The following is a 25,382-nucleotide window of genomic DNA, read 5'->3' as shown; positions in this document are numbered from 1 at the left end:
ACTTTTTATAACAAAGGCTAGCAAAGTTAAAGTTTTCTATCTATTGGAAGTTAAATAAATATGTAAGGAATTAAAATGAAAAAAAGTACAGTATTGTCATTAACCACAGCTGCAGTTATTTTAGCAGCATATGTCCCTAATGAGGTAGTTTTAGCAGATACACCTAGTTCTGAAGATTCTTTAAAAATATCTGATAAAGAAACAGTAGTAGGTAAACAAAAAGAAAACAAAGAAAAACTTGAAGATATTCATAATGCTATAGAAACTTCAAAGGATACTGAAGAGAAGAAAACAACGGTTATTGAGGAAAAAGAAGTTGTTAGTAAAGAATCTGTGATAGATAACAAAACTAGCAATGAAGAAAAAATCAAAGAAGATTCCAATCAATCCCAAGAAGATAAAGCGGACTCGTCTGCAAGTAAAGACCCAGAAAGTCCCAAAAAAGAGGATAAACTTGTCTATATTGCTGAATTTAAAGATAAAGAATCTGGAGAAAAAGCAATCAAGGAATTATCCAATCTTAAGGATACAAAAGTTTTATATACTTATGATACGGTTTTTAATGGTGTTGCAATAGAAACAACTCCAGATAATCTGGACAAAATTAAACTAATAGAGGGTATCTCATCGGTTGAACGATCACAAAAAGTCCAGCCAATGATGAATCATGCTAGAAAGGAAATTGGAGTTGAAGAGGCAATTGATTACCTAAAGTCTATCAATGTTCCATTTGGTAAAAATTTTGATGGTAGAGGTATGGTCATTTCAAATATCGATACCGGGACAGATTATAGGCATAAGGCCATGAGGATTGATGATGATGCTAAAGGCTCAATGAGATTCAAAAAAGAAGACTTAAAAGGTACTGATAAAAATTTCTGGTTGAGTGATAAAATCCCTCATGCTTTCAATTATTATAATGGTGGTAAAATTACTGTAGAAAAAGCTGACGATGGAAGCGATTATTTTGATCCACATGGAATGCATATTGCAGGGATTCTTGCGGGAAATGATACTGAAAAAGATATTAAAAACTTTAACGGAATAGATGGAATTGCTCCTAATGCACAAATTTTCTCTTATAAAATGTACTCTGACGCAGGATCTGGCTTCGCAGGAGATGAAACAATGTTTCATGCTATTGAAGATTCGATCAAACACAATGTCGATGTTGTTTCGGTATCATCTGGCTTTACAGGAACAGGTCTTGTAGGTGAGAAATATTGGGAAGCTATTAGAGCGTTAAGAAAAGCAGGCATTCCAATGGTTGTAGCTACGGGTAACTATGCGACTTCTGCTTCAAGTTCTTCATGGGATTTAGTGGCAAATAATAATCTGAAAATGACCGACACTGGAAATGTAACACGAACTGCAGCACATGAAGATGCGATAGCAGTTGCTTCTGCTAAAAATCAAACAGTTGAGTTTGATAAAGTTAACATAGGTGGAGAAAGTTTTAAATACAGAAATATAGGGGCCTTTTTCGATAAGAATAAAATCACAACAAATGAAGATGGTTCAAAAGCTCCTGATAAATTGAAATTTGTATATATAGGCAAAGGTCAAGACCAAGATTTGATAGGATTGGATCTTAAGGGCAAAATTGCAGTAATGGATCGAATTTATACCAAGGATTTAAAAGATGCTTTTAAAAGAGCAACGGATAAGGGCGCACGTGGCATTATGGTTGTAAATACTGTCAATTACTACAATAGAGATAATTGGACAGAGCTTCCAGCCATGGGATATGAAGCAGATGAAGGGACTAAAAGTCAAGTATTTTCAATTTCAGGAGATGATGGTGTAAAGCTATGGAACATGATTAATCCTGATAAAAAAACTGAGGTTAAAAGAAATAGTAAGGAAGATTTCAAAGATAAATTGGAGCAATACTATCCAATTGATATGGCCAGCTATAATTCTAATAAACCGAATGTAGGTGACGAAAAAGAGATTGACTTTAAGTTTGCACCTGACACAGACAAAGAATTGTATAAAGAAGATGTCATCGTTCCAGCAGGATCCACATCTTGGGGACCGAGAACAGATTTACTTTTAAAGCCTGATGTCTCAGCACCAGGTAAAAATATTAAATCCACTCTCAATGTCATTAATGGGAAATCAACTTATGGTTATATGTCAGGGACTAGTATGGCAACTCCAATCGTGGCAGCTTCTACTGTTTTGATTAGACCAAAGTTAAAGGAAATGCTTGAAAGACCTGCCTTGAAAAATCTTAAGGGAGATGACAAAATAGACCTTACAAGTCTTACAAAAATAGCCCTACAAAATACTGCACGGCCTATGATGGATGCGACTTCTTGGAAAGAAAAAAGTCAATACTTTGCATCACCTAGACAACAGGGAGCAGGGCTAATTAATGTTGCCAATGCTTTGAGAAATGAAGTTGTAGCGACTTTCAAAAACACAGATTCTAAAGGTTTGGTAAACTCTTATGGTTCTATTTCTCTTAAAGAAATAAAAGGAGATAAAAAATACTTTACAATTAAGCTTCACAATACATCAAACAGACCTTTAACCTTTAAAGTTTCAGCCTCAGCGGTAACTACAGATGCTCTAACTGATAGACTAAAACTGGATGAAACATACAAAGATGAAAAATCTCCAGATGGTAAGCAAATTGTTCCAGAAATTCACCCAGAGAAAGTAAAAGATGCAAATATTACATTTGAGCATGACACTTTCACTATAGGCCCAAATTCTAGCTTTGATTTAAATGCGGTTATAAACGTTGGAGAGGCTAAAAATAAAAATAAATTTGTAGAATCATTTATTCATTTTGAGTCAGTGGAAGAAATGGAAGCTCTAAACTCCAATGGGAAGAAAACAAATTTCCAACCTTCTTTATCGATGCCTCTAATGGGATTTGCTGGGGATTGGAATAAGGAACCAATCCTTGATAAATGGGCCTGGGAAGAAGGTTCAAAATCAAAAACAATGGAAGGTTATGATGATGATGGTAAACCAAAAATTCCAGGAACCTTAAATAAGGGAATTGGTGGAGAACATGGTATAGATAAATTTAATCCAGCAGGAGTTATACAAAATAGAAAAGATAAAAATACAACATCCCTAGATCAAAATCCAGAATTATTTGCTTTCAATAACGAAGGGATCAACGCACCATCATCAAGTGGTTCTAATATTGCTAAAATTTATCCTTTAGATTCAAATGGAAATCCTCAAGATGCTCAACTTGAGAGAGGATTAACACCTTCTCCACTTGTATTAAGAAGTGCAGAAGAAGGAATGATTTCAATAGTAAATACAAATAAAGAGGGAGAAAATCAAAGAGACTTAAAAGTCATTTCGAGAGAACACTTTGTTAAAGGAATTTTAAACTCTAAAAGAAATGATGCAAAGGGAATCAAATCTTCTAAGCTAAAAGTTTGGGGCGACTTGAAATGGGATGGACTCATCTATAATCCTAGAGGGAAAGAAGAAAATGCACCAGAAAGCAAGGATACCAAAGATCCAGCTACTAGGATAAGAGGTCAATTTGAACCGATTGCAGAAGGTCAATATTTCTATAAATTTAAATATAGATTAACTAAAGATTACCCATGGCAGGTTTCCTACATTCCTGTAAAAATTGATAACACAGCTCCTAAAATTGTTTCGGTTGATTTTTCAAATCCTGAAAAAATTAAGTTGATCACAAAGGATACTTATCACAAGGTAAAAGATCAATACAAGAATGAAACCCTATTTGCGAGAGATCAAAAAGAACATCCTGAAAAATTTGACGAGATTGCAAACGAAGTTTGGTATGCTGGCGCCGCTCTTGTTAATGAAGATGGAGATGTTGAGAAAAATCTTGAAGTAACTTACGCAGGTGAGGGTCAAGGAAGAAATAGGAAACTTGACAAAGACGGAAATACCATTTATGAAATTAATGGTGCAGGAGATTTAAGAGGAAAAATCATTGAAGTCATTGCATTAGATGGCTCTAGCAATTTCACAAAGATTCATAGAATTAAATTTGCTGATCATGCTGATGAAAAGGGAATGATTTCCTATTATTTAGTAGATCCTGATCAAGATTCATCTAAATACCAAAAGCTTGGAGAGATTGCCGAATCTAAATTTAAAAATTTAGAAAATAGAAAAGAGGATAGTCTTAAAAAAGATACAACTGAGGTAGAACATCATCAAGGAAATGAAGAGGATACCGAAGAAAAATCTAGCTTGACTATTCATAAAACTATTTCAACAATTAGAGACTTTGAAAGCAAAGATTTAAAGAAACTTATTAAAAAGAAATTTAGAGAAGTTGATGACTTTACAAGTGAAACTGGTAAGAGAATAGAGGAATACGATTATAAATACGATGATAAGGGAAATATCATTGCTTATGACGATGGTAGTGCCTTAGAATATGAAACTGAAAAACTTGACGAAATCAAATCAAAAATTTATGGTGTTCTAAGCCCTTCTAAAGATGGACACTTTGAAATTCTTGGAAAGATAAGTAATGTTTCTAAAAATGCCAAGGTATATTATGGTAATAAATATAAATCGATAGAAATCAAAACGACCAAGTATGATTCCCACTCAAAAACGATGACATTTGATTTATACGCTAATATTAATGATATTGTGGATGGATTAGCTTTTGCAGGAGATATGAGATTCTTTGTTAAAGATGATAATCAGACAAAAGCTGAAACTAAAATTAGAATGCCTGAAAAAAATAAGGAAACTAAAGCAGAATATCCCTATGCATCAAGTTATGGGAATGTAATAGAATTAGGAGAAGGAGATCTTTCAAAAAACAAACCAAACAATTTAACTGAAATGGAATCTGGTAAAATCTATTCTGATTCAGAAAAACAACAATATCTATTAAAGGATAGTATCATTCTGAAAAAAGGCTATGCACTAAAAGTGACTACCTATAATCCTGGAAAAACGGATATGTTAGAAGGAAATGGAGTTTATAGCCAGGAAGATATAGCAAAAATCCAAAAGTCCAATCCTAATCTAAGAGTCTTATCAGAAAAAATAATTTATGCTGATAGTAGAAATGTTGAAGATGGAAGAAGTACTCAATCAGTATTAATGTCGGCTTTGGACGGTTTTAACATTGTAAAATATCAAGTGTTTACCTTTAAAATGAATGATAAAGGGGAAGCAATCGATAAAGATGGAAATCTTGTGACAGATTCTTCTAAACTGGTATTATTTGGTAAGGATGGTAAAGAGTACATAGGAGAGGATAAGTCTAATGTAGAAGCTATAAAAGAAGATGGCTCTACGTTATTTATTGATGCAAAACCAGTAAATCTTTCAATGGACAAGAACTACTTTAATCCATCTAAATCTAATAAAATTTATGTACGAAATCCAGAATTTTATTTAAGAGGTAAGATTTCTGATAAGGGTGGTTTTAACTGGGAATTGAGAGTGAATGAATCTGTTGTAGATAATTATTTAATCTACGGAGATTTACACATTGATAACACTAGAGATTTTAACATTAAGCTTAATGTTAAAGACGGTGACATCATGGACTGGGGAATGAAAGACTATAAAGCAAACGGATTCCCAGATAAGGTAACAGATATGGATGGAAATGTTTATCTTCAAACTGGCTATAGCGATTTGAATGCGAAAGCGGTTGGAGTACACTATCAATTTTTATATGATAATGTTAAACCAGAAGTAAACATTGATCCTAAGGGAAATACAAGTATCGAATATGCTGACGGAAAATCTGTAGTCTTTAACATCAATGATAAGAGAAATAATGGATTCGATGGTGAGATTCAAGACAAACATATTTATGTAAATGGAAAAGAATACAAATCATTTGATGATATTAAACAACTAACAGATAAGACACTAAACATTAAGATTGTTGTAAAAGATTTCGCAAGAAATACGACCGTAAAAGAATTCATTTTAAACAAAGATACGGGAGAGTTAAGCGAATTAAAACCTCATACGGTGACTGTGACCATTCAAAATGGAAAAGAAATGAGTTCAACGATAGTGTCGGAAGAAGATTTCATTTTACCTGTCTATAAGGGAGAATTAGAAAAAGGATATCAATTTGACGGCTGGGAAATTTCTGGTGTCGAAGGGAAAAAAGACGCTGGCTATGTTATTAATGTGTCAAAAGATACCCTTATAAAACCTGTATTCAAGAAAATAGAGGAGAAAAAGGAGGAGGAGAATAAACCTACTTTTGATTTATTGAAAAAGAAAGATAAGGTGCAAGCAAATCATAGTCAATTAGATGGAAATTACAAAAAGGAGGATATACAGAGAGAAAATCATTCACACAAATCTGACTCAACTAAGGATGTTAAAGCTACAGTTCCTGATAAAAATGATAAAAACTTTGAAAATAAGAAAGAAGTTTATCTTAATGAACCAGAGAATATAGCTAATAAACATACTAATATCGATAGTAAATCGGATACTAACAATTCTGATAGATTGCCAAAAACCGGAACAGTTAGAGAAGGTTTTACACCATTCATTGCTGGAATATTGTTTATAGTAGGAGCGCTTCTTGGATTGAAGAAAAAAGATCAAGATTAAGACAAAAACTATAGATAAAAAAATGGTTTATGTACTGAGATTAGCTAGTGTGATGATGAAGTTTACGTTGATATTTATACTCTTTTTAAATTTATAAATGGACTTAGTTTAGACAACTAATGAATTGATTGAAAGGGTTAATATTGACAAATAGTGATCACGTTGATTAGAAACTGGAGTCTATCAAAATTTAAATTATAAACCATGACATGAGAAAACGAGCATCTCCAAGAATGGAAATGCTCGTTTTTGAGATTTAGAAGCTAGTTTTTATGTAGCTTCTTATTTTTGTAGTTTAAATTTATAAATCATTTTAAACAAGTTCACTGATTGAAGTGAAGTCACGATCCAAGCCTTCTGCAACTGGTTGGCTAGTGAGGATACCTTGATAGGTTGTTACACCTTCAAGCAAGCCTGCGTCTTCAAGGATAGCTTTCTTAAATCCTTTTCCTGCCAAGGCTTCGATATATGGAAGAGTAACATTTGTAAGGGCAATCGTAGATGTGCGAGCAACTGCTCCAGGAATGTTAGCCACGGCATAGTGAAGAACACCGTGTTTTTCATAGACAGGTTCATCGTGAGTTGTTACACGGTCAGCTGTAGCGATAACGCCACCTTGGTCTACAGCAACGTCAACGATGACAGAACCAGGACGCATTTGTTGAACCATATCATCTGTTACCAATTTTGGAGCTTTGGCACCAGGAATCAATACTGCACCGATAACAACGTCTGCTTCACGTACACTTGCTTCGATATTAAATGGGTTAGACATCAGGGTTTGGATTTGGTGACCAAAGACATCTTCTAGGACAGAGAGACGTTTAGCACTGATGTCAAGAATGGTTACTTGAGCTCCCAAACCAAGAGCGATGCGAGCTGCGTGTGTACCAACGACACCACCACCGATAATGGTTACTTTTCCTTTTGGAACACCAGGAACACCACCGAGTAGAACTCCTGAACCACCAGCTTGTTTCGTCAAGAAGTGGGCTCCGATTTGGACAGCCATACGACCTGCAACCTCACTCATTGGAACCAATAGAGGAAGTTGTCCTTGAGTATCACGGACTGTCTCATAAGCAACACCCGTTGTTTTAGCTGCAAGCATAGCATCAGCCAATTCTGGAGCAGCCGCCATGTGCAAGTAGGTGAAGAGAAGTAAATCCTCACGCAAGAATTGATATTCACTAGCAAGTGGCTCTTTTACTTTAACAACCAATTCTGCAGCCCAGGCTTCAGCCGCAGTTGCGACAATTTCTGCTCCTTGCTTTTCATAGTCAGCATCAGTAAAACCAGATCCAAGTCCAGCATTTGTTTCGATGAGGACACGGTGGCCACGACTAACGAGACTTTGTACACCAGCTGGTGTCAAAGCAACACGATTTTCATTATTTTTAATTTCCTTTGGAATTCCAATTAACATAGGATAACTCACTTTCTATTAAGCTGTTTCAATTTATGTATCACATCATTCTTCAGAGTTTTTGTGATGACTTTATTGTATATGAAACCGCTTTAAATTGCAAGAAAAACTTGTAAACCTATTTCTTTTATGTTATTCTTTTAGCAATCTATTTTGAGAGGTGCAATCATGGAATCACTATTTATCAAACTAGCGAAGTATCCAATTATCGAAACAGAACGCTTAGTACTTAGACCTGTAACACTTGATGATGCAGAAACCATGTTTGAATATGCTTCAAACCAGGAAAATACGCGATTTACTTTTCCAACCAATCAAAGCCTAGAGGAAACTAAGAACAATATTGCCCAGTTTTATCTAGCCAATCCATTGGGCCGATGGGGAATTGAACTAAAAAGTACTGGAGAGTTTATCGGAACTATTGACCTGCACAAGATGGATACTGTTCTTAAGAAGGCAGCCATTGGTTACATTATCAATCAAAAATATTGGAATCAAGGTTTGACAACTGAAGCCAATCGAGCCGTGATTGAACTAGCTTTTGAAAAGATTGGAATGAATAAGTTAGATGCCTTTCATGATAAGGATAATCCTGCATCAGGAAAGGTCATGGAGAAATCAGGAATGCGCTTCTCTCACGAAGAACCATATGCTAGAATGGATAAAAATGAACCTGGAAGATTCGTAACAGATGTCCATTATGTCTTAACCAAGGAAGATTATTTTGCAAATAAGTAAGCAGTTGAAAAGATTTTTCAGCTGTTTTTTTCTTTCTCTTACGAATTAGCTAAGAGAGGAGAAAATATGGAAGAACTTATTGAGAAAATCAAAGAATATAAAATTATCGTTATCTGTGTTAGTTTGGGTTTGGTCTTGGGTGGATTTTTCCTCCTAAAACCAGTCGCTCAAACACCTGCTAAGGAAAGTAATTTGCAGTCTGAAGTTATAGCTGTTCCAAAGGATTCGACGGATGAAAAGGAAGATGGAAATCAGAAGGAAGAAGTGGTGGAGCAAGATCTGATTACTGTCGATGTCAAAGGGGCTGTCAAAACACCAGGGATTTATGATTTGCCAGTTGGAAGTCGTATCAATGATGCTGTTCAAAAAGCTGGTGGACTGACAGATAATGCAGACAGTAAATCTATCAATCTTGCTCAGAAAATTAGTGACGAAGCACTTGTCTATGTTCCAACTAAGGAAGAAGCTACCAGTCAAGCAACACAATCAAATGCTTCTAACAGCAAGGAAAATAAGAAAGTCAATCTCAATAAAGCCAGTTTAGAGGAACTGAAACAAGTCAAAGGCTTAGGTGCTAAACGTGCTCAAGATATTATTGACCATCGTGATTCCAACGGTAAGTTTAAGTCAGTTGATGAGCTCAAAAAGGTTTCTGGTATCGGTGCAAAAACGATAGAAAAGTTAAAAGAGTATGTTACAGTGGATTAGTCGCTTTCCAATTCCAAAAATCTATCTCAGTTTTCTTTTGCTATGGCTCTACTATGCTATCTTTTCAGCGAGTGTCTTAGCACTTTTGGGCTTTGTCTTTTTACTAGTCTGCCTCTTTTTCCAATTTCCATGGAAAACTGTGACCAAGGTCCTCTTGATTTGCAGCATATTTGGGAGTTGGTTTATTTTTCAAAAATGGCAGCAAGAAGAAGTCAGTCGGAATCTTGTAGACACGGTTGATACATTGAGAATATTACCGGATACCATCAAGGTAAATGGTGATAGCTTATCTTTTCGTGGCAAGGCTGACGGTAGACTCTTTCAGGTCTATTATAAACTTCAGTCAGAAGCTGAAAAGGAAAAATTTCAAGACTTATCTGAACTACATGAAATGGTTGTGAAAGGCAAGTTAGCTAGTCCTCAAGGAGCCAGTAATTTTGCGGGTTTCGATTATCGAAATTATCTCAAAACACAAGGAATTTATCAGACCTTGACTATATCCGAAATTGTGGAATTAAAGCAAATTTTCAGTTGGGGTATTGGAGAAAATCTATCAAGTTTGAGGAGAAAAGCAGTTGTCTGGATTAAAAGGAATTTTCCCGATTCCATGCGCAATTATATGACAGGTCTTTTATTGGGGCATTTGGACACAGACTTTGAGGAAATGAATGAACTTTATTCCAGCCTAGGGATTATTCATCTTTTTGCTTTGTCTGGAATGCAGGTCGGATTTTTCATGAATGCTTTTAAAAAGTCACTCTTGCGATTGGGCTTGACACAAGAGAAGTTCAAATGGCTAGCTTATCCCTTTTCTTTGTTTTATGCAGGCTTGACAGGATTTTCAGCTTCAGTTATTCGTAGTCTTCTACAAAAGTTATTGGCTCAGCATGGCTTTAAGTCACTGGATAATTTTGCTTTGACGATTCTTATTCTATTTTTAATCATGCCGAACTTTTTCTTAACTGCTGGGGGAGTTCTTTCCTGTGCTTATGCCTTTATCCTGACCATGACTGGTGAGGAAGTAGCAGGGATAAAAGGTCTGGTGAGAGAAAGTTTTATTATTTCCTTGGGAATTCTACCAATTTTATCTTTTTACTTTTCTGAATTCCAACCGTTGTCCATTCTCTTGACATTTGTCTTTTCATTCTTGTTTGACATGGTCCTATTGCCACTTTTATCGATTCTCTTCTGTCTGTCATTTATATATCCCATCACCCAGTTCAACTTTCTCTTTGAATGGCTAGAAAACATCATACGCTATATTTCTCAGCTATCTACGAGGCCTCTTGTTTTTGGTCAGCCGAGTCTTTGGATTTTAATCCTTCTTTTGATTACTTTAGCTCTCATCTACGACTATCGAAAGAATGTGAAAAAACTATCTATGCTTGTCATAGTTGCCATCTCATTCTTTTTAGTAACCAAGCATCCACTAGAAAATGAAATCACAGTCCTAGATATGGAACAGGGACGAAGTATTTTCCTAAGAGACATGACAGGAAAGACCATACTACTGGATGTCGGAGAAAAATCTGAACGTGACAAGAAAGAAGTCTGGCAGGAGAAAGTTATTACCAGTAATGCCAAACGTAGTTTAATTCCTTATCTGAAAAGTCGAGGAGTGGCCAAGATTGATCAGTTGGTTCTGACGACTAGTGATACTAAGCAGTTAGATCATGTGTTAGAAATCAGTAAAGTCTTCGAGCTTGGAGAGATTCTAGTAACTGAAGAAACTTTATCTAAGAGAGAATTTATGGATAAGCTGAAGGAAAGCAAGGTCAAGGTAGTTGCCATCAAAACTGGACAGCAGTTGTTTATTTTTTGGAGTAGTTTGGAAGTAATCGCAAGTCAAAATAAAGATGGTAGAGACTCAATAGCAATGTTTGGAAAGTTACTAAATCAAACATTTCTAGTTACTGGAAATATAGAGGAGAAGTTTTTAACGAGTCATTATCCAAAACTCCAAGCAGATGTAGTGATAACTCATCAGCAAGCATCGAAGAAAAAGACAGATGGTGAGGTCTTCAAAACTGTACACCCTAAAATCACGGTCATTTCAATAGACAAGAAAAAATCATTTAAACTTAAAAATGGGGAAAATAACCAAGAAGATAAAGAACTTGAGAATTTGGTATTAAAAACTGACAAAAAGGGTGCTATACGTTTTAAAGGCTGGACTACTTGGAATGTTGAAACTGTTCAATAACGTTTTCAGAGAAAACTAAACATTAAAATTGTCTAAACAATCGATCAAAACTTGATTTTAGAACCTTTTTGCTATAAAATGGTAAAGATTAGTGTCAAACTTTTATATTGCAAATAGGAGAAAACATGACAAAAACTTTGAAACGTCCTGAGGTTCTATCACCTGCAGGAACACTAGAAAAACTTAAAGTAGCTGTTCAATATGGAGCAGATGCAGTCTTTATCGGTGGTCAGGCCTATGGTCTACGTAGCCGTGCAGGTAACTTCACTTTCGAACAGATGGAAGAAGGAGTCCAGTTTGCGGCCAAGTACGGTGCTAAGGTCTATGTAGCTGCCAACATGGTTATGCACGAAGGAAACGAAGAAGGTGCCGGAGAATGGTTCCGTAAGCTACGTGACATTGGTATTGCAGCGGTTATCGTATCAGATCCAGCCTTGATCATGATTGCGGCGACAGAAGCACCAGGACTTGAAATCCACCTTTCAACCCAGGCTAGTGCGACTAACTACGAAACCCTAGAATTCTGGAAAGAACTTGGATTGACTCGTGTCGTTTTGGCGCGTGAGGTTTCTATGGAAGAATTGGCAGAGATTCGCAAACGTACAGATGTTGAGATTGAAGCCTTCGTTCATGGAGCTATGTGTATCTCGTACTCTGGTCGTTGTACTCTTTCTAACCATATGAGTATGCGTGACGCCAACCGTGGTGGATGTTCACAATCTTGCCGTTGGAAATATGACCTTTACGATATGCCTTTTGGGAAAGAGCGTAAGAGTCTTAAGGGAGAAATTCCTGAAGAATTCTCCATGTCAGCTGTTGATATGTCTATGATTGACCATATCCCAGATATGATTGAAAATGGAGTGGACAGTCTTAAGATTGAGGGCCGTATGAAGTCTATCCACTATGTTTCAACAGTAACAAACTGCTACAAGGCTGCTGTTGATGCCTATCTTGAGAGCCCTGAAAAGTTTGAAGCTATTAAGCAAGACTTGATTGATGAAATGTGGAAGGTTGCCCAACGTGAGTTGGCTACAGGTTTCTACTACGGAACACCATCTGAAAATGAGCAACTTTTCGGAGCTCGTCGTAAGATTCCAGAATACAAGTTTGTTGCTGAAGTAGTAGCTTATGACGCTGTAACTCAAACAGCAACCATCCGCCAACGTAACGTTATCAACGAAGGTGACCAAGTTGAGTTTTATGGCCCAGGTTTCCGCCATTTTGAAACTTATATCGAAGACCTTCATGATGCTAAAGGTAATAAAATTGACCGTGCACCAAATCCAATGGAACTTTTAACCATCAAGGTTCCTCAACCAGTAGAAGCTGGTGACATGGTACGTGCTTTGAAAGAAGGCCTGATCAATCTTTACAAAGAAGATGGAACAAGCGTCACAGTTCGTGCCTAGATAAGGAAAAATCATGGTTCAAGCTCAGGGCTTACTAGTAGATGATGAAAGCAGATGTGTTCATTACCATAGTGATAAAGATATCGTAGCGCTCCAGTGTTATCAGTGTAAGAAATACTATGCCTGTTATCAGTGTCACAATAAACTAGAGTCGCACACATTTTCTCCTTACCCTTTGAATCTAAGACAGGATAAACCTATCTTATGTGGTTCCTGTAAGAACACCCTAACTTATGAGGAGTATCGAGAAAAGGGGAGCTGTCCTTATTGTGTAGCACTCTTTAATCCAGCTTGCCAGAGTCATCACTCGTATTATTTCAAATAAGCAATTGTCAATCCAGGTTTTGAAACTTGGATTTTTCTTTTCAGAAAAATAGGAAAGATAAGGAAAATAATCTGAAAAGACATTAAAATTTTCTATATAATTGTCTTGAAAATCGTAAAAATAGAAATAAATGATTAGAAACGCTTTCAATGCTAGTAAAAAGTTGACAAAAGCAAATTTTAGGACTAAACTAGGGAAGTAAATTTAATTTAAAAAAGGAGAATTCGTCATGAATTTAACATTTTTCGGTCTATGTCTTGCCTGTATGGGTGTATCTCTTGCAGAAGGATTTTTGATGAACGGTTTGTTCAAATCTGCAGCACGCCAACCAGATATCATCCCACAATTGCGTAGTTTGATGATCATGGGGATTGCCTTTATCGAAGGAACATTCTTTGTAACCTTGGCGATGTCATTTGTCATTAAATAGACAACTCTATTTAGAAATGGAGGTGTCAAACCATGGAAGAAAGTTTGAATCCAACCGTTAATATTGGACCAATATCCTTTGATTTGACCCTGCTTGCCATGTCTCTTGTAACTGTTTTGATGGTTTTTGCCTTTGTCTACTGGGCAAGTCGTAAAATGACCATCCGTCCAAAGGGTAAACAAAATGCTCTTGAGATGATTTATGACTTTGTGATTGGTTTTACCAAACCAAACATTGGAGAATCATACATCAAGGATTATTCCTTGTTTCTGTTTTCTCTATTTCTGTTTATCTTAGTTGCCAATAATATCGGCTTAATGGCAAAAGTACAAACAACAAACGGTTATAACTTGTGGACTTCCCCAACAGCCAACCTTGGATACGATTTATCCCTCTCATTATTGATCACTTTGATCGCCCATGTAGAAGGAGTTCGTCGTAGAGGTGTTAAAGAATATTTGAGTGCATTTGTTACACCTGGCTTCATGACTCCGATGAACATTTTAGAAGAGTTCACCAATTTTGCTTCCTTGGCGATTCGGATCTACGGAAATATTTTTGCCGGTGAGGTCTTAGCTGGATTGCTATTAGCCTTGTCACAAAATGCTTTGTATTGGTATCCTTTTGCCTTTATCGCAAACATGTTATGGACAGCCTTTTCGATTTTCATTTCATGTATTCAAGCTTATGTATTTACCATGTTGTCATCTATGTACATTGGTAAAAAAATAAATGATGGGGAAGAGTAAGTAGAGGAGGATTAGAAGATGGATTTAACTATTAGTACCATTATTGGTGACTTTATTCTGATCGCTGGTTCCTTCCTTTTATTGATCTTTTTAGTGAAGAAATATGCTTGGGGAAATATTTCCAGCATCTTAGATGAACGTGCTGAAAAGATTTCTTCAGATATTGATGGTGCCGAGGAAGCCCGTAAAAAGGCTGAGGAACTGGCTAACAAACGTGAAGCTGAGTTAGCGGGTAGCCGTACCGAAGCTAAAACGATTATCGAGAATGCAAAGGAAACTGCAGAGAAAAGTAGAGCCGATATTTTAGCCGAAGCTAAACTTGAAGCAGGCCGCTTAAAAGAAAAAGCCAACCAAGAAATTGCGCAAAACAAAGCTGAGGCTTTACAAAGCGTTAAAGGTGAGGTAGCAGATTTGACAGTTAGTTTAGCTGGAAAAATCATCTCACAAAACCTTGACGGTCATGCCCATAAAGAACTCATTGATCAGTATATCGATCAGCTAGGAGAAGCTTAATGGACAAAAAGACAGTAAAGGTAATTGAAAAATACAGCATGCCTTTTGTCCAATTGGTGATTGAAAAAGGAGAAGAAGACCGTATCTTTTCAGACTTGACTCAAATTAAGCAAGTCGCTGAAGAAACAGACTTGCCTTCTTTTTTGACTCAGGTAGATGTTGATGAGTCTGACAAGGAAAAAACAGTCAGTTATTTCCAAGACTCTGCATCGCCATTATTACAAAACTTTATTCAAGTTCTGTTGTACAACCATCGATCAAATCTTTTTTATGATGTGATTGTAGATTGTTTAAACCGTCTTGAGAAAGAAACGAATCGTTTTGAAGTAACGATTATGTCTGCTCATCCTCTAACCGATGAACAGAAAGAACGTCTACTTCCTATTATAGAGAAAAAGATGTCTTTAAAAGTGCGTAGCATTAAAGAAGAAATCGACGATAGTTTAATCGGTGGTTTTGTTATTATCGCCAATCACAAGACAATTAATGTTAGTATTAAACAACAACTTAAAGTTGTTAAGGAAAATTTGAAATAGAAAGTGGTGTTCTTTTGGCAATTAACGCACAAGAAATCAGCGCTTTAATTAAGCAACAAATTGAAAATTTCAAACCCAATTTTGATGTTACTGAAACTGGTGTTGTAACCTACATTGGTGACGGAATTGCGCGTGCTCATGGCCTTGAAAATGCCATGAGTGGAGAGTTGTTGATTTTTGAAAACGGCTCTTATGGTATGGCGCAAAACTTAGAATCAACAGATGTTGGTATTATCATCCTTGGAGACTTTACAGATATCCGCGAAGGCGACACCATTCGTCGTACTGGGAAAATCATGGAAGTTCCAGTTGGTGATAGCTTGATTGGACGTGTCGTGGATCCACTTGGTCGCCCAGTAGATGGGCTTGGTCCAATCGACACAAACAAGACTCGTCCAGTTGAAGCACCAGCACCTGGGGTAATGCAACGTAAATCAGTATCAGAACCATTGCAAACAGGTTTGAAAGCTATTGATGCCCTTGTTCCAATCGGACGTGGTCAACGTGAGTTGATTATCGGTGACCGTCAAACAGGGAAAACAACGATCGCAATTGACGCTATCTTGAACCAAAAAGGTCAAGATATGATCTGTATCTATGTTGCGATTGGACAAAAAGAATCTACAGTTCGTACGCAAGTAGAAACACTTCGTCAGTACGGAGCCTTAGACTATACAATCGTTGTGACAGCGTCGGCTTCACAACCTTCTCCATTGCTCTTCCTTGCACCTTATGCAGGGGTTGCTATGGCAGAAGAGTTCATGTACCAAGGTAAGCATGTCTTGATCGTTTATGATGACTTATCTAAACAAGCGGTAGCTTATCGTGAACTTTCTCTCTTACTCCGTCGTCCACCAGGTCGTGAAGCCTTCCCAGGGGATGTTTTCTATCTTCACAGCCGTTTGCTTGAGCGCTCAGCTAAAGTTTCGGATGAACTTGGTGGTGGATCTATCACGGCTCTTCCATTTATCGAGACCCAAGCTGGAGATATCTCAGCTTATATCGCTACAAACGTAATCTCTATTACGGATGGACAAATCTTCCTAAGTGATAGTCTCTTTAATGCGGGTATTCGTCCAGCTATTGATGCGGGTTCTTCCGTATCTCGTGTTGGTGGTTCTGCTCAGATTAAGGCCATGAAGAAAGTTGCTGGTACACTCCGTATTGACCTCGCTTCATACCGTGAGCTGGAAGCCTTCACTAAATTTGGTTCTGACTTGGATGCAGCTACTCAGGCTAAATTGAATCGTGGTCGTCGTACTGTAGAAGTATTGAAACAACCTGTTCACAAACCATTACCTGTTGAGAAACAAGTTACTATTCTCTATGCTTTGACACATGGTTTCTTGGATACAATTCCTGTAGACGATATCGTTCGTTTCGAAGAAGAGTTCCATATGTTCTTCGATGCTCAGCATCCTGAGATTTTGGAAACCATTCGTGAAACAAAAGACTTGCCAGATGAAGCAGTCTTGGATGCTGCGATTACTGAGTTTCTCAATCAATCAAGCTTCCAATAAGAATAGAGGTGTCAGATGGCAGTATCTCTAAATGATATTAAAACAAAAATCGCCTCAACAAAAAATACTAGTCAAATCACTAACGCGATGCAGATGGTTTCTGCAGCTAAGTTAGGTCGTTCTGAAGAAGCAGCTCGTAACTTCCAAGTTTATGCACAAAAAGTGCGTAAGTTGGTTACAGATATCCTTCACGGAGATGGTGCTGGCGGATCAACAAATCCAATGTTGATTAGCCGCCCGGTCAAAAAAACAGGCTATATCGTTATTACTTCTGACCGAGGTCTAGTCGGTGGCTATAACTCTTCAATCTTGAAGGCCGTCATGGAAATTCAGAAGGAATACCATCCATCAGGTGATGATTTTGAAGTTATCTGTATCGGTGGTATGGGAGCAGATTTCTTCAAATCACGAGGTATTCAACCAATCTATGAATTGCGTGGACTTGCGAGTCAACCGAGCTTTGATGAAGTTCGTAAGATTATCTCTAAAACGATTGAAATGTATCAAAATGAACTTTTTGATGAGCTCTACGTTTGTTACAACCACCATGTTAATACACTGACAAGTCAAATGCGTGTAGAACAGATGCTTCCAATCGTGGACTTGGATCCAAATGAAGCAGATGATAACTATAGCTTGACTTTTGACCTTGAAACAAGTCGTGAAGAAATCTTGGATCAATTGCTGCCACAGTTTGCAGAAAGTATGATTTATGGTGCTATTATTGATGCCAAGACAGCTGAAAATGCTGCTGGTATGACAGCCATGCAAACAGCGACAGATAATGCCAAAAAAGTGATTAATGATTTGACAATTCAGTATAACCGTGCCAGACAGGCGGCGATTACACAAGAAATTACAGAAATCGTAGCAGGAGCTAGTGCCTTAGAATAGGCTCTAGTCCAGCTTGTATGAAAATGAACTTATACTCTGAAAATCAAAGAGCAAACTAGGAAGCTAGCCGTAGGTTGTGCTTGAGTACGGTAAGGCGACGCTGACGTGGTTTGAATTTGATTTTCGAAGAGTATTAGGACCTAGTTGAGCTAGGAACCGACAGTATCTTATATAGAATAGGAGAAGGAGATGAGTTCAGGTAAAATTGCTCAGGTTATCGGACCCGTTGTAGACGTTTTGTTTGCAGCTGGAGAAAAACTACCTGAGATTAACAATGCACTTGTCGTCTACAAAAATGACGAAAAGAAAACAAAAATCGTCCTTGAAGTAGCCTTAGAGTTGGGGGATGGTATGATTCGTACCATCGCCATGGAATCAACAGATGGTTTGACTCGTGGAATGGAAGTATTGGACACAGGTCGTCCAATCTCTGTACCAGTAGGTAAAGAAACCTTGGGACGTGTCTTCAACGTTTTGGGAGACACTATTGACTTGGAAGCTCCTTTTGGAGAAGATGCAGAGCGTCAGCCAATTCATAAAAAAGCACCTACTTTTGATGAGTTATCTACCTCTTCAGAAATTTTAGAAACAGGGATTAAGGTTATCGACCTTCTTGCCCCATATCTTAAAGGTGGTAAGGTCGGGCTCTTCGGTGGTGCCGGAGTTGGTAAGACTGTCTTGATTCAAGAGTTGATTCACAACATTGCCCAAGAACACGGTGGGATCTCAGTATTTACTGGTGTTGGGGAACGTACTCGTGAAGGGAATGACCTTTACTGGGAAATGAAAGAATCAGGCGTTATCGAGAAAACAGCCATGGTATTTGGTCAGATGAATGAACCACCAGGAGCACGTATGCGTGTTGCCCTTACTGGTTTGACAATCGCTGAATACTTCCGTGATGTAGAAGGTCAAGACGTTCTTCTCTTTATTGACAACATTTTCCGTTTCACACAAGCTGGTTCAGAAGTATCTGCCCTTTTAGGTCGTATGCCATCAGCCGTTGGTTACCAACCAACCCTCGCAACAGAAATGGGTCAATTGCAAGAACGTATCACTTCAACTAAGAAAGGTTCTGTAACCTCTATCCAGGCTATCTACGTGCCAGCGGATGACTATACTGACCCAGCGCCAGCAACAGCTTTCGCCCACTTGGATTCTACAACCAACTTGGAACGTAAATTGGTTCAATTGGGTATCTACCCAGCCGTTGATCCACTTGCTTCGAGCTCTCGTGCTTTAGCGCCTGAAATCGTTGGAGAAGAGCATTATGCAGTAGCTGCTGAAGTTAAACGTGTCCTTCAACGTTACCATGAATTGCAAGATATCATTGCGATCCTTGGTATGGATGAACTTTCTGATGAAGAAAAAACTTTGGTTGCTCGTGCCCGTCGTATTCAGTTCTTCCTTTCACAAAACTTCAACGTTGCGGAACAATTTACTGGTCAACCAGGTTCTTATGTTCCAGTTGCGGAAACAGTTCGTGGATTTAAGGAAATTCTTGATGGAAAACACGATCATCTCCCAGAAGATGCCTTCCGTGGAGTAGGTTCAATCGAAGATGTTATTGCTAAGGCTGAAAAAATGGGATTTTAAGAGGTGATCTATGGCTCAGTTAACTGTCCAGATCGTGACACCAGATGGCCTCGTCTATGATCACCATGCCAGCTTTGTATCAGTTCGAACTCTGGATGGTGAGATGGGGATCTTGCCACGACATCAAAATATGATTGCGGTATTAGCAGTTGATGAAGTTAAAGTCAAACGTATTGATGATGATTCTCATGTCAACTGGATAGCAGTAAATGGAGGAATCATCGAGATTGCAAATGATGTGATTACTATCATTGCAGACTCAGCTGAGCGTGCTCGTGATATCGATATTAGCCGTGCAGAACGTGCCAAACTTCGTGCCGAACGTGAAATTGAAGAAGCACAAGACAAACACTTGATTGACCAAGAGCGTCGTGCTAAGATTGCATTACAACGTGCTATTAACCGAATCAATGTCGGAAATAAACTATAAAAAAATGAGGTTGGGACAAAAAGATCCCGACCTCACTTTTTATTAGCAATCAAACTTTGACGCGGTAGCTGAATGAACTTTTTGTTCGTCTTTTAGATTCCAAAAAGCTCCTAATCATCCTCGCGGGGTTGGGACTACAAAATCTAGACTTTGTCTATCGATTTCTGTCTCACCGCCATTTTTCTATGTTTAAAAAGTGACGCAAACCGCTTCAGGAACGTGAAAGTCATTGGAAAGTTCTGCAAGACGACCAGTTTCTGGATTGCGTTTAAATACTGTTGCATTATCAGAATCCTGATGAACAGCGATGAGAAATTCTTGGTCTGGTGAGAGAATAAAATCTCGAGGAGTTTTTCCGTTTGTAGGAACGAATTCCAACAATTCTAAACTGCCATCAGCTAGAATTGTGTAGACTACAATAGAATCGTGACCACGGTTTGATGCGTAAAGATATTTTCCATCTTCTGAGAGACGAATTGCAGCAGTTCCATTAAAGTCATTAAATCCTTCAGGGAGTGTAGAAATAACTTGCATTTTTTCAAATGCACCAACACCATCATAAATCAAAACTTCAATTGTACTATTGAGTTCACAGATGAGATAAGCAATTTTGTAGTGGTTATGAAAAACAAGGTGACGTGCACCAGCACCAGGGCTGCAGTTGTAAGTAGCTAGCTTATTTAGTTTTCCTTCTGGATTGACATCATAAGTAGTAACCTCATCAGTACCCAAGTCGCAAGTCACTAAATACTGATCTGGTGTTAAATCTGTAAAGTGTACATGTGGAGTAGTTTGATTTTCATGAGGACCATGACCTCTATGTTGAACTGTATCAGCCAATTCAAGACTACCATCTTTTTTTCGTTTATAGACCAGAACTTGTCCCTTATGATAGTTAGCACCGTATACTAGACCACGTTTTTCATCGACAGCAACATAACAGTGAGGGGCACCTTCTGTTACAACATGGTTAAGCAAAGTACCATCAGTTTGATAGGCAGCAATTCCCCCTTGTCCGTCTTTGCTACCGACAGTGTAGAGGTGATTTTCTTGATCAAATGCAAGATAGGTAGGACTTGGTTCAGTAGTAAATAGTTTAAGATTTGATAATTGCCCAGTCTCTGTATCAAAATCAGCTTGATAAATCCCTTGGGATAAGCGACGAGTGTAGGTTCCGAAATAAATTGTTTCAATCATATCTATACCTCTAAATAAAGATGTTTCTATTATATCATAAATTGGGATAACTGAAGATAATGGTAGGGAAAAGAATGAAACTTCTAAGTATAAAATTAGTAAAATGCAAGATGGATTTTTAGAGTTTTCAATCGTCACCTCAACACTTTAAAAACAGTTTATTCTCTGTAAAAATGGTATAATGAAAAGACAAAGGAAAGGAAGTAGATATGGAACAAAAAGAGAAACATTTTAATTTATCTTGGTTTTTTAAATGGTTTTTAGATAATAAGGCTGTTACTGTATTTTTGGTAGCCTTGTTACTAGGTCTCAATATTTTTATTTTAAGTAAGATTAGTTTTTTATTTATCCCTGTCGTTGATTTTTTATCAGTGGTCATGTTACCTGTTATTTTATCAGGATTGCTTTTTTATCTCTTAAACCCACTGGTGGATTTGATGGAGAAGTACAAGATAAATCGTGTCTTAGCCATTAGTATTATCTTTGTCATTATTGCTGTACTTCTGATTATTGGTCTGGCTGTCGCGATTCCAAATCTTCAACGTCAAGTAGTTATTTTTGCGCAAAATGTACCAAATTATCTCGAAGATGCTGATAGAGTTATTGATGATCTTGTAACTAAGCGTTTGCCAGATGACTTTAGACCTCAACTGGAACAGGTTCTGGCTCAGTTTTCAACACAAGCAACTGCTTGGGCAAGTAATATATCTTCTAAGGCTGTGAACTGGGTGAGTGCTCTTATCAGTGGAACGTCTCAAGTCATTGTCGCTCTAATTATCATGCCGTTTATGCTCTTTTATCTCCTTAGAGATGGGAAAGGTTTGAGAGATCATATCACTCAATTCTTACCAAATAAATTGAGAGAACCAGTAGGTAAGGTTCTAACGGATGTGAACCAACAACTTTCTAACTATGTTAGAGGACAAATTACTGTTGCTATTATCGTGGCAATTATGTTTATCATCTTCTTTAAAATTATTGGTTTGAGATATGCGGTGACTCTTGGTATTACTGCTGGGGTCTTAAATCTTATCCCTTATCTTGGAAGTTTCCTTGCTATGATACCAGCTCTGGTCTTAGGGTTAATTGCTGGACCAGTTATGCTCTTGAAAGTTATTATCGTTTTTATCGTAGAGCAGACAATTGAAGGTCGTTTTGTGTCTCCATTGATTTTAGGTAGTCAGCTAAACATCCATCCAATCACTATTCTATTCGTTTTGTTGACGTCTGGTTCTATGTTTGGTGTTTGGGGAGTCCTATTGGGAATTCCTGTTTATGCTTCAGCCAAAGTTGTTATTTCAGCTATTTTTGAATGGTATAAAAAAGTTAGTGGTCTGTATGAGTTAGAAGAGGAGGTTGAAGGTGAGCAATAGTCAAGAAATGCTTGAAGCTTTGGATCAGCAAGATTTAACAAGAGCTGATCACTATTTTCAAAAAGCATTGCTAGAAGACTCTGATGATCTTCTTCTGGAACTGGCTTATTATCTAGAGGGTATTGGTTTTTATCCACAAGCTCGTCAAATCTATGAAAAAATAGCTCCATTATTTCCAGAAGTAAATCTCAATCTAGCTAGTATCGCAAGTGAAGACGGACAAATTGAAGAAGCATTTGCCTATCTGGAAGAAATTCAACCCAATAGCGATTCTTATGTATCTGCTCTTGTTTTAAAGGCTGATTTCTATCAAATGGAAGGATTGACGGATGTAGCTCGCGACAAGCTATTAGAAGCTCTTAATTATTCTGATGATCTTTTATTGATTTTTGGGCTAGCAGAGTTAGATAGTGAACTTGGAAATGATTTAGAAGCGATTAAGGGCTATGCTCAACTGGATAATCGTGAAATATATGAGCAGACAGGGATTTCGACCTATCAACGAATTGGAACTGCCTATGCTCGACTTGGAAAGTTTGAATCAGCCATAGAGTTTTTAGAAAAAGCTTTAGAGTTAGAGTATGAAGATCAGACTGCATTTGAATTAGCAAGTCTTTATTTTGATCAAGAGGAATATCAAAAGGCAGTTTTATATTTTAAACAACTGGATACTATTTCTCCAGATTTTGAAGGGTATGAGTATGGTTATAGTCAGGCTCTACATAAGGAACACCAGACTGAGCAAGCCTTACTGATAGCTCAACAAGGTTTGGAAAAAAATCCATTCGAAACACGTTTACTACTCCTTGCTTCACAATTATCTTACGAATTGCATCAACCTGAGCAGGCGGAAACTTATCTTCTTCAAGCTCAAGAAGATGCGGAAGACCAAGAAGAAATCCTCTTGCGACTAGCAACCATGTATCAGGAGCAAGAACGATATGAGGATATTCTAGCCTTAGAAGTATATGAGCCAGAAAATCTCTTGACTAAGTGGATGATTGCACGGAGTTACCAAGAAACTGAAGATTTGGATGTTGCCTATGAATCTTATCAGGCATTGGTTTCAGAACTCAAGGAAAATCCTGAGTTTTTAGAGCAATACATTCATCTATTACGCGAACTTGGAAGGTTTGAAGAAGCAAAAGAACAGATCCAACACTATCTCAAGTTGGTTCCTGATGACATACAGATGCAAGATTTGTATGAACGTTTATGATGATACCAAAATAGTCGTCTTAGCAGGCGACTATTTTTATAAAATGAAAGATTTAAAAATCTATAAATTCCATCATAAAAATGAATAGATACAGTATGAATTTTTAGCATTTTTTTGATATAATTGTTATAGTTAAATTGAAAAAACTCACTCAAAAAGTGAAAATAGAAAGATTTGAATTATGACACAAGTAAAAATCGTAACAGATTCTTCTGTTACCATTGAACCAGAAGTGGTCAAAGAATTAAATATTACCGTCGTTCCGCTCTCTGTAATGATTGATAGTGTTCTTTATTCGGATGCTGATCTTGAAGAAGGGGAATTTCTTCGCTTGATGAAAGAGAGTAAAAATCTGCCTAAAACAAGTCAACCTCCAGTTGGACTCTTTGCTGAGATTTTTGATGAGTTAAGTAAAGACGGTAGTCAAATTTTAGCCATTCATATGTCTCATGCCTTATCAGGAACTGTCGAAGCAGCTCGTCAGGGTGCAAGTTTGTCAACGGCTAATGTGACCGTATTGGATAGTTCTTTTACAGATCAAGCCCTAAAATTTCAAGTGGTTGAAGCAGCTAAGTTAGCTCAAGAAGGACAAAACATAGAAACAATTGTGGCTCATGTTGAAGAAGTCAAGAAAAATACAGAGCTCTACATCGGTGTTTCTACCTTAGAAAACCTTGTTAAAGGTGGTCGTATTGGCCGAGTGACAGGTCTTTTAAGCTCTCTATTAAATATCCGAGTTGTCATGCAGATGAAGGATGACGAATTACAACCAATCGTGAAAGGACGTGGAGCAAAAACCTTTAAGAAATGGTTGGATGAACTAGTTTCAAAACTGTCAGAGCGTTCTGTTTCTGAGATTGGTATTTCCTATTCTGGAACTAGGGACTGGGCAGAAGAGATGAAAGAAATCCTACAACCATTCGTAGAAAAACCAATCTCTGTACTTGAAACAGGTTCGATTATTCAGACACATACAGGTGAAAATGCTTGGGCTATTTTAGTCAGATATGAGTCCTAAAAAAATAAAGAAAATAGCAAGAAATAGCGTTTTTGACTTGACCTACAAGAGAATTTAGGATATGATTGTAATTGTTAATTAGAAAATATTTGGAGGAATTATTAACATGGCAAACAAACAAGATTTGATCGCTAAAGTAGCAGAAGCTACAGAATTGACAAAGAAAGACTCAGCAGCAGCAGTTGATGCTGTATTTGCAGCAGTAGCTGATTACCTTGCAGCTGGTGAAAAAGTTCAATTGATTGGTTTTGGTAATTTCGAAGTTCGTGAGCGTGCAGCACGTAAAGGTCGCAACCCACAAACTGGTAAAGAAATCACTATCGCAGCTTCAAAAGTTCCAGCATTCAAAGCTGGTAAAGCTCTTAAAGACGCTGTTAAATAATGAATTTAGAAAAAGCCTATTGTATCAAGCTTTCTAGCTTGGTCGGTAGGCTTTTTTTGTAGTTTTGGGGCAAAAAGGGGGCAGGAGAGAACAGTTTCTTTTATACCAGTTATGAATTCCAAGCTATACCCATTGGTAAGATT

Annotated in this window: 20 protein-coding genes; 18 read left to right on the top strand and 2 right to left on the bottom strand. The window is 37.4% G+C overall.

Features of this window, described 5'->3' with window-relative positions; genetic code table 11:
* Positions 1-75: 75 nt before the first annotated feature.
* Positions 76-6,570, top strand: coding sequence for a S8 family peptidase (locus HMPREF2728_RS08905; RefSeq protein WP_075227684.1), 6,495 nt, complete (start codon positions 76-78; stop codon positions 6,568-6,570).
* Between the two features lie 313 nt (positions 6,571-6,883).
* Here HMPREF2728_RS08905 and ald read toward each other — a convergent pair whose 3' ends face one another.
* Positions 6,884-7,996, bottom strand: coding sequence for an alanine dehydrogenase (gene ald / locus HMPREF2728_RS08900; protein WP_075227683.1), 1,113 nt, complete (start codon positions 7,994-7,996; stop codon positions 6,884-6,886).
* A 168-nt stretch (positions 7,997-8,164) separates the two neighbouring features.
* On the opposite strand from ald, the gene HMPREF2728_RS08895 reads away from it, so the two are divergent.
* The 13 genes from HMPREF2728_RS08895 (at position 8,165) to HMPREF2728_RS08840 (ending at position 20,050) form a co-directional block, all read left to right on the top strand.
* Positions 8,165-8,734 (top strand): GNAT family N-acetyltransferase, encoded by a 570-nt coding sequence (locus tag HMPREF2728_RS08895; RefSeq protein ID WP_075227682.1) that lies wholly within the window; start codon positions 8,165-8,167, stop codon positions 8,732-8,734.
* Between the two features lie 66 nt (positions 8,735-8,800).
* Positions 8,801-9,442 carry a helix-hairpin-helix domain-containing protein gene (locus HMPREF2728_RS08890; protein ID WP_075227681.1) on the top strand — a complete coding sequence of 214 codons (642 nt, stop codon included), beginning with the start codon at positions 8,801-8,803 and terminating at the stop codon, positions 9,440-9,442.
* Positions 9,426-11,645, top strand: a complete 2,220-nt coding sequence (locus HMPREF2728_RS08885; RefSeq protein WP_075227680.1) for a ComEC/Rec2 family competence protein — start codon at positions 9,426-9,428, stop codon at positions 11,643-11,645. Before HMPREF2728_RS08890 ends, HMPREF2728_RS08885 begins: the two co-directional genes overlap by 17 nt.
* Positions 11,646-11,770: 125 nt before the next feature.
* Entirely contained in the window at positions 11,771-13,057 is a 1,287-nt protein-coding gene (locus HMPREF2728_RS08880) for a peptidase U32 family protein (protein ID WP_075227679.1), read from the top strand.
* 13 nt (positions 13,058-13,070) lie between these two features.
* Positions 13,071-13,382: a CHY zinc finger protein gene (locus tag HMPREF2728_RS10445; RefSeq protein ID WP_083280576.1), complete on the top strand. Its 312-nt coding sequence runs from the start codon at positions 13,071-13,073 to the stop codon at positions 13,380-13,382.
* A 229-nt stretch (positions 13,383-13,611) separates the two neighbouring features.
* Positions 13,612-13,812, top strand: coding sequence for a F0F1 ATP synthase subunit C (locus HMPREF2728_RS08875; RefSeq protein ID WP_001054551.1), 201 nt, complete (start codon positions 13,612-13,614; stop codon positions 13,810-13,812).
* Between the two features lie 32 nt (positions 13,813-13,844).
* On the top strand, positions 13,845-14,561 hold the full coding sequence (atpB, locus tag HMPREF2728_RS08870; protein WP_075227678.1) for a F0F1 ATP synthase subunit A: 717 nt from the start codon (positions 13,845-13,847) through the stop codon (positions 14,559-14,561).
* An 18-nt stretch (positions 14,562-14,579) separates the two neighbouring features.
* Entirely contained in the window at positions 14,580-15,074 is a 495-nt protein-coding gene (atpF, locus tag HMPREF2728_RS08865) for a F0F1 ATP synthase subunit B (RefSeq protein WP_070461027.1), read from the top strand.
* The gene (locus HMPREF2728_RS08860; RefSeq protein WP_060955847.1) at positions 15,074-15,610 is read left to right on the top strand and encodes a F0F1 ATP synthase subunit delta; all 537 of its coding nucleotides are present in this window, start codon (positions 15,074-15,076) and stop codon (positions 15,608-15,610) included. Before atpF ends, HMPREF2728_RS08860 begins: the two co-directional genes overlap by 1 nt.
* A gap of 14 nt (positions 15,611-15,624) precedes the next feature.
* A complete protein-coding gene (atpA, locus tag HMPREF2728_RS08855; RefSeq protein ID WP_016465716.1) occupies positions 15,625-17,130 on the top strand; it encodes a F0F1 ATP synthase subunit alpha in 1,506 nt (501 codons plus the stop codon).
* 15 nt (positions 17,131-17,145) lie between these two features.
* The gene (locus HMPREF2728_RS08850) at positions 17,146-18,024 is read left to right on the top strand and encodes a F0F1 ATP synthase subunit gamma (protein WP_075227677.1); all 879 of its coding nucleotides are present in this window, start codon (positions 17,146-17,148) and stop codon (positions 18,022-18,024) included.
* A 189-nt stretch (positions 18,025-18,213) separates the two neighbouring features.
* Positions 18,214-19,620 carry a F0F1 ATP synthase subunit beta gene (gene atpD, locus HMPREF2728_RS08845; RefSeq protein WP_000094353.1) on the top strand — a complete coding sequence of 469 codons (1,407 nt, stop codon included), beginning with the start codon at positions 18,214-18,216 and terminating at the stop codon, positions 19,618-19,620.
* A 10-nt stretch (positions 19,621-19,630) separates the two neighbouring features.
* Positions 19,631-20,050 carry a F0F1 ATP synthase subunit epsilon gene (locus HMPREF2728_RS08840; RefSeq protein WP_049503620.1) on the top strand — a complete coding sequence of 140 codons (420 nt, stop codon included), beginning with the start codon at positions 19,631-19,633 and terminating at the stop codon, positions 20,048-20,050.
* Between the two features lie 189 nt (positions 20,051-20,239).
* Here HMPREF2728_RS08840 and HMPREF2728_RS08835 read toward each other — a convergent pair whose 3' ends face one another.
* A complete protein-coding gene (locus HMPREF2728_RS08835; protein ID WP_049528181.1) occupies positions 20,240-21,247 on the bottom strand; it encodes a lactonase family protein in 1,008 nt (335 codons plus the stop codon).
* 209 nt (positions 21,248-21,456) lie between these two features.
* On the opposite strand from HMPREF2728_RS08835, the gene HMPREF2728_RS08830 reads away from it, so the two are divergent.
* The 4 genes from HMPREF2728_RS08830 to HMPREF2728_RS08815 all read left to right on the top strand — a co-directional run bounded on the left by HMPREF2728_RS08830 (position 21,457) and on the right by HMPREF2728_RS08815 (position 25,239).
* Positions 21,457-22,620 (top strand): AI-2E family transporter, encoded by a 1,164-nt coding sequence (locus HMPREF2728_RS08830; protein WP_049528185.1) that lies wholly within the window; start codon positions 21,457-21,459, stop codon positions 22,618-22,620.
* Positions 22,610-23,839 carry a tetratricopeptide repeat protein gene (locus HMPREF2728_RS08825; protein ID WP_049528187.1) on the top strand — a complete coding sequence of 410 codons (1,230 nt, stop codon included), beginning with the start codon at positions 22,610-22,612 and terminating at the stop codon, positions 23,837-23,839. Before HMPREF2728_RS08830 ends, HMPREF2728_RS08825 begins: the two co-directional genes overlap by 11 nt.
* A gap of 181 nt (positions 23,840-24,020) precedes the next feature.
* Positions 24,021-24,857: a DegV family protein gene (locus HMPREF2728_RS08820; protein WP_049528190.1), complete on the top strand. Its 837-nt coding sequence runs from the start codon at positions 24,021-24,023 to the stop codon at positions 24,855-24,857.
* A gap of 106 nt (positions 24,858-24,963) precedes the next feature.
* On the top strand, positions 24,964-25,239 hold the full coding sequence (locus HMPREF2728_RS08815; protein WP_001284633.1) for an HU family DNA-binding protein: 276 nt from the start codon (positions 24,964-24,966) through the stop codon (positions 25,237-25,239).
* The last annotated feature ends 143 nt before the right edge of the window (positions 25,240-25,382 follow it).

This window comes from Streptococcus sp. HMSC061D10 (assembly GCF_001808865.1).
GTDB lineage: Bacteria > Bacillota > Bacilli > Lactobacillales > Streptococcaceae > Streptococcus.
Note: the sequence above shows the minus strand (reverse complement) of the source record. Positions and strands in the feature narration are given on the sequence as shown.